The organism is Kitasatospora sp. NPDC127111, assembly GCF_042677465.1.
In the GTDB taxonomy this organism is placed as follows: Bacteria; Actinomycetota; Actinomycetes; order Streptomycetales; family Streptomycetaceae; genus Kitasatospora.
In genome coordinates, this window is record NZ_JBHXTG010000137.1 from 1 (window position 1) to 10,115 (window position 10,115).

The 10,115-nt window shown below is 74.2% G+C and carries 2 protein-coding genes; both read left to right on the forward strand.

Annotated elements, in window-relative coordinates; all coding sequences use genetic code 11:
* Positions 1-2,017, forward strand: a 2,017-nt coding sequence (locus ACFVHB_RS39305) for a condensation domain-containing protein (RefSeq protein WP_380332656.1), incomplete at its 5' end; no start/stop codon positions are given.
* On the forward strand, positions 2,014-10,115 hold an 8,102-nt coding region (locus tag ACFVHB_RS39310; RefSeq protein ID WP_380332658.1), incomplete at its 3' end, for an amino acid adenylation domain-containing protein. The genes ACFVHB_RS39305 and ACFVHB_RS39310, both read left to right, overlap by 4 nt.

A 10,115-nucleotide genomic window follows, 5' to 3' on the forward strand; every position in this document is an offset into this window, starting at 1 on the left:
CGACCACCCCGCCATCACCCAAGCCGCCGTCCTCGTCCGCGACGACCAACCCGGCAACCCCCGCCTCATCGCCTACGTCGTCACCGACACCACCGTGGAAGCGGACGACCTGCGCGAGACGGTCCGGAGGCGGCTGCCGGAGTACATGGTGCCGTCCGCGTTCGTGACCCTCGACCGGCTGCCACTGACGGCCAACGGCAAGCTGGACCGTGCCGCCTTGCCGGTGCCCGATCCGGCTGCGGGCGCCGCCGCTCCCGGCCGCGCACCCCGCACCCCACGCGAGCGGCTGCTCGGCGAGCTCTTCGCGCAGGCCCTCGGCGTGGACCAGGTCGGGTTGGACGAGGACTTCTTCGCCCTCGGCGGAGACAGCATCGTCTCGATCCGTCTGGTGAGCCTGGCCCGTTCGGCCGGGGTCGGGTTCGCCATCCGGGACGTCTTCGAGCAGCGAACCGCGGCCGGGCTGGCCGCGATCGCCGAGGAGCTCGTCCAGTCCGCCCCGGAGAGCGACGAGTCGGCGCTCGGGCCGGTCGAGCCGACCCCGATCATGCGCTGGTTCGACGAACGCGGGGGCGCGATCGACCGGTTCCACCAGGCGATGCTGCTGACGGTGCCCGCCGGGCTGGGCGAGCAGCGGCTCGTCACCGCCGTCCAGGCGCTGCTGGATCACCATGACGCGCTGCGGCTCACCCGCACCGACGTCGCCGACGGCTCCGGCCTGCCGTGGTCGCTGGAGATCCCTCCGGTCGGCTCGGTGTCGGCCGCCGGACTGGTGCACCGCGTCGAACTCGGCGGGCCTCCGGACGCGGCAGCCGTGCGCACGCACCTGGACGCGGCGCAGGCCCGGCTCTCCGTCGAACGCGGCGTGCTGCTCCAGGCGGTCTGGTTCGACGCCGGTCCGCACCGCCCGGGCCGGTTGCTGCTCCTGGTCAACCACCTGGTCGTCGACGGGGTGTCGTGGCGCATCCTGCTGCCGGACCTGGTCGCGGCCTGGGAGGCGGCCGCGGACGGCCGCCCGCCGCGGCTGGAGCCGGTGCAGACCTCGCTGGCCCGCTGGTCCCGGCTGCTCGCCGCGGAGGCGCGGCAGCCGGCCCGGGCCGCCGAGGCGTCGCTCTGGACGAACGTGCTCACCGCCGCCGACCCGCCGCTGACCACCGGCCGGCTGGATCCGGCCCGGGACACCGTCGGCCGGGCCCGCAGCCTCACCGTCTCCCTGCCCCCGGAGGTGGTCGCCCCCCTGCTGACGACGGCACCCGCGGCCTTCCACGCCGGGGTGGCCGACGTCCTCCTGACCGGGCTCGCGCTGGCGGCCGCCCGGTGGCGGCGGGGCCACGGCCGGGGCCGGCACACCGCACTCCTGGTCGACGTGGAGGGCCACGGCCGGGAGGAGGTCCTCGACCGGACGGACCTGTCGCGCACCATCGGCTGGTTCACCACCCTGCACCCCGTCCGGATCGACCCGGGCGCGCTGGGCTGGGACGAGGTCACCGGCGGCGGTCCGGCCCTCGGGGCGGCCCTGAAGCAGGTGAAGGAGCAGTTGCGCGCGCTGCCCGACCGGGGCCTGGGCTTCGGTCTGCTGCGCCACCTCAACCCGGAGACCGGGCCGGCCTTGGCCCGGCTCGCCGTGCCGCAGCTCGGCTTCAACTACCTCGGCCGGTTCCCCGCCGCCGGCACGCCGGTGGTGCCGGGCAAGCCTGCCTGGACGGTCGCGCCGGAGGCGGGCCTGCTGAGCGGCACCGACCCGGCCACCGCCCTGGCGCACGGCCTTGAGGTCAACTCGATGGTCCGCGACACCCCGGACGGGCCGTGGCTGGAGGCCGTCTGGACGTGGGCGCCCGACCTGTGGCCCGAGCCGCACGTCCGTTCCCTCGCCGAGGACTGGTTCCAGGCGCTCCGCGGCCTGGTCCGGCACGCGGACCGGCCCGACACCGGCGGCCACACGCCGTCCGACTTCCCCCTGACCGAGCTCAGCCAGCACGACATCGAGCAACTCGAAGCCGCGTGGAGGATCCAGAAATGACGTCGTCGGGCCTGGAAGACATCCTGCCCCTCTCCCCGATGCAGGAGGGGTTGCTGTTCCACTCCCGCTATGAGCAGGACGGTGCGGACGTCTACGCGGTGCAGCACGTCTTCGACCTCGCGGGCGCCCTGGACGGCCCGCGGCTGCGGTCGGCGGTGCACGCCCTCGTGCGGCGACACCCCAATCTGCGGGCCGCCTTCCGGCAGGTGGACTCGGGTCGGACGGTTCAGCTGATCCCGCGGCAGGTCGACGTGCCGTGGGACGAGTTCGACCTGTCGTCGCTGCCCGCCGCGGAGGCCGAGGCCGAGCTGACCCGGATCGCCGCGAAGGAGCACGGCCGCCGGTTCGACCCGGCCGAGCCGCCCCTGCTGCGCTTCGCCCTGGTACGGCTGGCCGACGAGCACCACCGGCTGGTCATGACCACCCACCACATCCTGCTGGACGGCTGGTCGACGCCGATCCTGGTGCGCGAGCTGACCGCGCTCTACGCCGCCGGCGGCGACGCCTCCGCGCTGCCGCGGGTCACCCCGTACCGGCAGTACCTCGGCTGGCTGGCCCAGCAGGACCGGCCGGCGGCCGAAGCGGCATGGCGCGACGCGTTCGCCGACCTGGAACAGCCCACCCTGGTGACGCCGGTGGACCCGGCGCGGGCCGCACTGATGCCGGAGCGGATCACCACCGAACTGGCGGAGGACCGTACGGCCGCGCTCGTCGAGTGGGCCCGACGGCACGGCGTGACCCTCAACACCGTGCTGCAGGCCGCCTGGGGGCTGGTGCTGAGCCGCCGCACCGGGCAGCACGACGTGGTCTTCGGCGCCGTGGTGTCCGGGCGCAACCCGCAGCTGGCCGGGGTCGAGTCGATGGTCGGTCTGCTCATCACCATGGTGCCCGTCCGGGTCCGGCTCGATCCGGCGCAGTCACTGCTGGACGCCGTGGTGCGGCTCCAGGACGAACAGTCCCGGCTGACCCCGCACCACCACCTGGGGCTCGCCCCGATCCAGCGACTGGCAGGGCTGGGCGACCTGTTCGACACCTCGCTGGTGTTCGAGAACTACCCCTGGGACGACCCGGCCGAGCGCCCCGAACACGGTCTGCGGATCACCCCCGACCTCACCCGTGGCCGCGACGCGACGCACTATCCGCTGACCCTCATCGCCGCCCCCGGCCGGCGCCTCTACCTGCGCCTGGACTACCGCGACGACCTGTTCGACCGGGCCGAGGCCGGGACGCTCGTCGACCGGCTGATCCGGGTACTCGACCTGGTGGTCACCGATGCCGACCGCCCGCTCGCCCGGATCGACCTGCTCACCGCCGAGGAGCGGCGGGAGCTGCTCGTCACCCGGAACGACACCGCGGCCGCGCTCGACCACCGGAGCCTTCCGGAGCTGTTCCGGGCGGGGATGGCAGCGGACCCGAACGCGGTGGCCGTGGTGGACGGCGGAACGACCGTCCGCTACCGGGAGTTGGACGAACGGTCGAGCCGCCTGGCGCAGTTGCTGGCCGCGCGCGGCGTCGGGCCGGAGCGGATCGTCGCGCTCGCCCTGCCGCGCTCCGCCGAGCTGGTCGTCGCCGTGCTCGCCGTCCTCAAGGCAGGGGCCGGCTACCTGCCGCTCGACCCCGAGTACCCGCCGGCCCGGCTGGCCCACATGGTCACCGACGCCGGGCCCGCCGTGGTCCTCGCCACCGCGGCGACCCAGGGCAAGCTGCCCGAGGGGCACGAGATCCTGCTGCTGGACGACCCGGCGGTGCTCGCCGACCTCGCCGGCCGGCCGGCCCACGAGCCCGCGGTGGAGCACAGCCTCGACCACCCGGCCTACGTCATCTACACCTCCGGCTCCACCGGCGTGCCCAAGGGCGTGGTGATGCCGGCCGCCGGCCTGCTCAACCTGCTGCAGTGGCACCACCGGGCGGTCGGCGGTGAACCCGGCACCAGGACCGCCCAGTTCACCGCGATCAGCTTCGACGTGTCCGCCCAGGAGGTGCTCTCCTCGGTGGCCTTCGGCAAGACGCTGGTCATCCCGGACGAGGAGGTGCGGCGCGACGCCGCCCGGTTCGCCGAATGGCTCGACCGGCAGCGGGTGGAGGAGCTGTTCGCCCCCAACCTGGTGCTGGAGGCGCTCGCCGAGGCCGCCGTCGAGCAGGGTCGCACGCTCCCGAACCTGCGTACGGTCGCGCAGGCCGGCGAGGCGCTGACCCTGAGCCGCCCGGTCCGGGAGTTCCACCGCTCGGCCCCCGGCCGCCGCCTGCACAACCACTACGGCCCGACCGAGACGCACGTGGCCACCGCCCTCGCTCTCGGCGCCGACCCCGACGCCTGGCGACTGCCCGCACCGATCGGGCGGCCGATCGCCAACACCAGGGTCTACGTGCTGGACGGCGGCCTCCAGCCGGTCGCCCCCGGCGTGGTGGGCGAGCTCTACCTCGCCGGCGCCGGCCTCGCCCGCGGCTACCTGGGCCGCCCCGCCCTCACCGCGGAACGCTTCACCGCCGACCCCTACGGCCGCGAACCCGGCGGCCGGATGTACCGCACCGGCGACCTCGTCCGCTGGAACCCCGACGGCGAGCTGGAGTTCGTCGGCCGCGCCGACCACCAGGTCAAGATCCGCGGCTTCCGCATCGAACCCGGCGAGATCGAGAACGTCCTCACCGACCACCCCGACATCGCCCAGGCCGCCGTCCTCGTCCGCGAGGACCAACCCGGCACCCCCCGCCTCATCGCCTACGTGGTCGGCCGGGAGGCCCTCCGACCCGAGCAGGTGAGGGAGTTCACGCGGGGCCGACTGCCCGAGCACATGGTCCCGGCCGCCGTGGTCCCGCTGGAGCGACTGCCCCTGACGCCGAACGGGAAGCTGGACCGGGCGGCGCTGCCGGCACCGGACTTCACCCTCGCCGGGTCGGGCCGGGAGGCGCGCACGCCGCAGGAGCAGATCGTCTGCGACCTCTACGCGCAGGTCCTCGGCCTGCCGCGGGTCGGCGTCGACGACGACTTCTTCGAGCTCGGCGGCCACTCGCTGCTCGCCACCCGGCTGATCGCCCGGATCCGGGCCGCCTTCAGCGTCGAACTCGGCCTGCGCACCCTGTTCGAGGCCCGGACCGCGGCCGCGGTCGCCGCGCGCCTGGACCTCGCCGGCCCGGCGCGGCTGGCCTTGACGAAGCAGCGGCTCCCCGAGGCCGTGCCGCTGTCCTTCGCCCAGCGACGGCTCTGGTTCCTGCACAAGATGGAGGGGCCGAGCGCGACCTACAACATCCCGCTGGCCCTGCGGCTCACCGGCGAGCTGGACCGCGACGCGCTGCGCGCGGCGCTGGCGGACGTGGTCGCCCGGCACGAGAGCCTGCGCACGGTCTTCCCCGAGGCCGACGGCACGCCGTACCAGCGGGTGCTGGACGCGGTGACCATCGAGCCGGTCCTCATCACGACCACCGAGGCGGACCTCACCGAGCACCTGCTCCGGGCCGCGCGCCACCCGTTCGACCTGGCGGCCGAACCACCGCTGCGCGCCGAGCTGTTCGAGCTGTCCGTGCGGGAGCACGTCCTGCTGCTGGTCATCCACCACATCGCCGGTGACGGCTGGTCCCTCGGCCCGCTCGCCGCCGACCTCACCCGCGCCTACGCCGCCCGCGCCGAAGGCCACGCCCCCGACTGGACCCCGCTGCCCGTCCAGTACGCCGACTACACCCTCTGGCAGAACGAACTCCTCGGCGACCAGAACGACCCCGACAGCCTCTTCGCCACCCAGGTCGACTACTGGACCAAGGCCCTGGCCCATCTCCCCGACCAGCTCACCCTGCCCACCGACCGCCCCCGCCCCACCGTCATGACCTACCGCGGCGACTACCTCACGGTCGACATCGACCCGGGGTTGCACCGACGGCTCACGGAGACGGCGCGAGCGTCCGGGGCCAGCCTCTTCATGGTCCTCCAAGCCGGACTCGCCGCCCTCCTCCACCGCCTCGGCGCCGGCACCGACATCCCCCTCGGCAGCCCCATCGCCGGCCGCACCGACCAAGCCCTCGACCACCTCATCGGCTTCTTCGTCAACACCCTCGTCCTGCGCACCGACCTCTCCGGCGACCCGTCGTTCACCGACCTCATCGCCCGCGTCCGCGAAACCTCCCTCGCCGCCTACGCCCACCAGGACGTCCCCTTCGAATACCTCGTCGAAGTCCTCAACCCCACCCGCACCCTCGCCCACCACCCCCTCTTCCAGATCATGCTCGCCCTCCAAAACGCCCCCCAAGGCGCATTCCAACTCCCCGGACTCCACGTCGACGTCACCCCCGGCCGCACCGGCACCGCCAAGTTCGACCTCTTCTTCAGCCTCGCCGAACAACGCGGCCCCAACGGCGAACCCCACGGCATCACCGGCGCCGTCGAATACTCCAGCGACATCTACGACCCGCACACCGTGCGGGAACTCTTCGACCGCTGGGTCCGCCTCCTCGACACCGCCACCACCCACCCCGACCAGCCCGTCGGCCACATCGACCTCCTCACCGCCGAGGAGCACCACCGGGTCCTGGACACCTGGCTGGACACCGCCGTCGAGGTCGGCGCGGACCTCCTGCCCGCCCGCTTCGCCCGGCAGGCGGCGGCGACCCCGCAGGCCGTGGCCCTGATCTCCGGGGACACCACGCTGACCTACCGGGAGCTCGACGCCCGCGCCAACCGGCTCGCCCGGGCGCTGCTGCGCCACGGCGCCGGACCGGAGCGGCTGGTCGCCCTGGCCCTGCCCCGCTCCGCCGACCTGGTCGTCGCCCTGCTCGCCGTCCTCAAGACCGGGGCCGCGTACCTGCCGCTCGACCCTGACCACCCCGCGGCCCGGGTCGGCTACGTGCTGGCCGACGCCCGGCCCGCCCTGCTGCTCACCGACACCCGGACGGACCAGCGCGTTCCCGCCGACGGCGGGTCGCCGCGGCTGGTGCTGGACTCCGCCGAGGTCCAGGCCGTGCTGGCCGACTGCCCCGACACCGACCCCGCGGCCACCGGTACGGCCATCGCGCCGGAATCCGCCGCCTACGTGATCTACACCTCGGGCTCCACCGGCCGGCCCAAGGGCGTGGTCGTACCGCATGCGGCCCTGGTCAACTTCCTCGCCGCCATGGACCGGAAGGTCCCGCTGCGGCCGGAGGACCGGCTCCTCGCGGTCACCACGGTCGCCTTCGACATCGCCGCGCTGGAGCTGTACCACCCGCTGCTCTCCGGGGCCGCGGTCGTGCTCGCCCCCAAGGAGGCCGTCCCGCAGCCGTCCGCCGTTCTGGAACTGATCGCCCACCACGGCGTCACCGTCCTCCAGGGCACCCCGTCGCTCTGGCAACTGCTGGTCTCCCACGACCCGGAGGCCCTGCACGGCCTGCGCATGCTGGTCGGCGGCGAGGCCCTGCCCGGAACGCTCGCCGAGGCCATGCGGGCGCTCACCGACGACCTGGTGAACCTGTACGGGCCGACCGAGACCACCATCTGGTCGACCGCGGCCCAGCTGGCCGGCGGCTCCGGTGCCCCGCCGATCGGGCGGCCGATCGCCAACACCAGGGCCTACGTGCTGGACGGCGGCCTCCAGCCGGTCGCCCCCGGCGTGGTGGGCGAGCTCTACCTCGCCGGCGCCGGCCTCGCCCGCGGCTACCTGGGCCGCCCCGCCCTCACCGCGGAACGCTTCACCGCCGACCCCTACGGCCGCGAACCCGGCGGCCGGATGTACCGCACCGGCGACCTCGTCCGCTGGAACCCCGACGGCGAGCTGGAGTTCCTCGGCCGCGCCGACCACCAGGTCAAGATCCGCGGCTTCCGCATCGAACCCGGCGAGATCGAGAACGTCCTCACCGACCACCCCGACATCGCCCAGGCCGCCGTCCTCGTCCGCGAGGACCAACCCGGCACCCCCCGCCTCATCGCCTACGTGGTCACCGGCGCCTCGGCGGGCGCCCGGGACGAGCAGGCCGAGCAGGACCAGCTGAGCGAGTGGCAGGACCTCTACGACTCCGTCTACACCAGTTCTCCGGCCACCGCCTTCGGTGAGAACTTCGCCAGCTGGAACAGCAGTTACGACGGGAGGCCGATCCCGCTCGACGAGATGCGGGAGTGGCGCGACCACACGGTCGAGCGGATCCGGGATCTCAAGCCCCGCCGGGTGCTGGAGATCGGCGTCGGCACCGGCCTGCTGCTGTCCCGGCTCGCCCCGCACTGCGAGGAGTACTGGGGCACCGACTTCTCGCCCACCGTCATCGCCGACCTCCGGAACCACGTGGACGCCGACCCCGAGCTCGCCGCCCGGGTCCGCCTGGACACCAGGCCCGCGCACGACTTCAGCGGGCTGCCCAGCGGCCACTTCGACACGATCGTGCTCAACTCGGTCGTCCAGTACTTCCCGAACGCCGGCTATCTGGAGCAGGTCCTCGACCACGCCATCCGCATCCTCGCGCCCGGCGGCGCCGTGTTCGTCGGCGACATCCGCAACCCGCGGCTGCTGCGCACCTTCACCACCGCCGTCCAGACCGCCCGCGCCACCGACCCGGCCGACACCGCCGCCGTGCGCCGCGCCGTCGAGCACGCGCTGGTCCTGGAGAAGGAACTCCTCATCGACCCGGAGTACTTCACCGCGCTGGGTCACCACGTCCCCGGCCTCGCCGGGGCCGACATCCGGCTCAAGCGGGGCACCGCCCACAACGAGCTCACCCGCTACCGCTACGACGCCACGCTCTACAAGACCGGCATCACCCCGCTCCCCCTCTCCGACCTCGCCGTCCTCCCGTGGCCGCAGAACGCCGACGACCTCGCCCGGCACCTCGCCACCGAACGGCCCGACCGCCTGCGCGTCACCGGCATCCCCAACGCGCGCCTGGCCCACGAGCTCGCGCTCCAGCATGCCGTCGACAGCGGCGCCCCGTACCCCGCCGACGCCCCGGACCCGCGGCCCGACCTCGAAACCCTCCACCGGCTCGGCGCGGAGCACGGCTACTGGACCGCCGCCACCTGGAGCACCCACCGGCCCGACACCGTCGACCTCGTCCTCCTCGCGCCGAGCGCCCGCGACGGCGTGGTCCCCACCGGCACCTACGCGTCGGCCGGCCGGAGCACACCCAGCACCCCGCTGTCCTCCTTCACCACCAACCCCGCCGCCGGGCGCGGCACCAGCGCCCTCCTCACCACGCTGCGCGAACACGCCCGGACCCACCTGCCCGACTACATGCAGCCCGGCGCCATCGTCCCGCTCGACCGGCTCCCGCTGACGGCCAACGGGAAGCTGGACCGGGCGGCGCTGCCGGCACCGGACTTCACCCTCGCCGGGTCGGGCCGGGAGGCGCGCACGCCGCAGGAGCAGATCGTCTGCGACCTCTACGCGCAGGTCCTCGGCCTGCCGCGGGTCGGCGTCGACGACGACTTCTTCGAGCTCGGCGGCCACTCGCTGCTCGCCACCCGCCTCAGCGCGCAGATCCGGGCCGTCTTCGGGGTCGAGCTGGAGCTGCGTTCGCTGTTCGAGTCCCCGACCCCGGCCGCCGTGGCCGCGCGCCTGGACACCGCCGGGCCCGGACGGCTCGCGCTGACCGTGCGGCAACGGCCCGCGAGCATGCCGCTGTCCTTCGCCCAGCGACGGCTCTGGTTCATCCACAAGATGGAGGGACCGAGCGCGACCTACAACATCCCGCTGGCCCTGCGGCTCACCGGCGAGCTGGACCGCGACGCGCTGCGCGCGGCACTCGGCGACCTGGTCGCCCGGCACGAGAGTCTGCGCACGGTCTTCCCCGAGGCCGACGGCACGCCGCACCAGCGGCTGCTCGCGCCCGAGGCGGCGGCGCCACGGCTCGGCACCACCCCGACCACCGAGGCCGAGCTACCGGGTGCTCTGGAGTCCGCGGCCCGGTACGCCTTCGACCTGGCGGCCGAACCACCGCTGCGCGCCGAGCTGTTCGAGCTGTCCGTGCGCGAGCACGTCCTGCTGCTGGTCATCCACCACATCGCCGGTGACGGCTGGTCCCTCGGCCCGCTCGCCGCCGACCTCACCCGCGCCTACGCCGCCCGCGCCGAGGGCCACGCCCCCGACTGGACCCCGCTGCCCGTCCAGTACGCCGACTACACCCTCTGGCAGAACGAACTCCTCGGCGA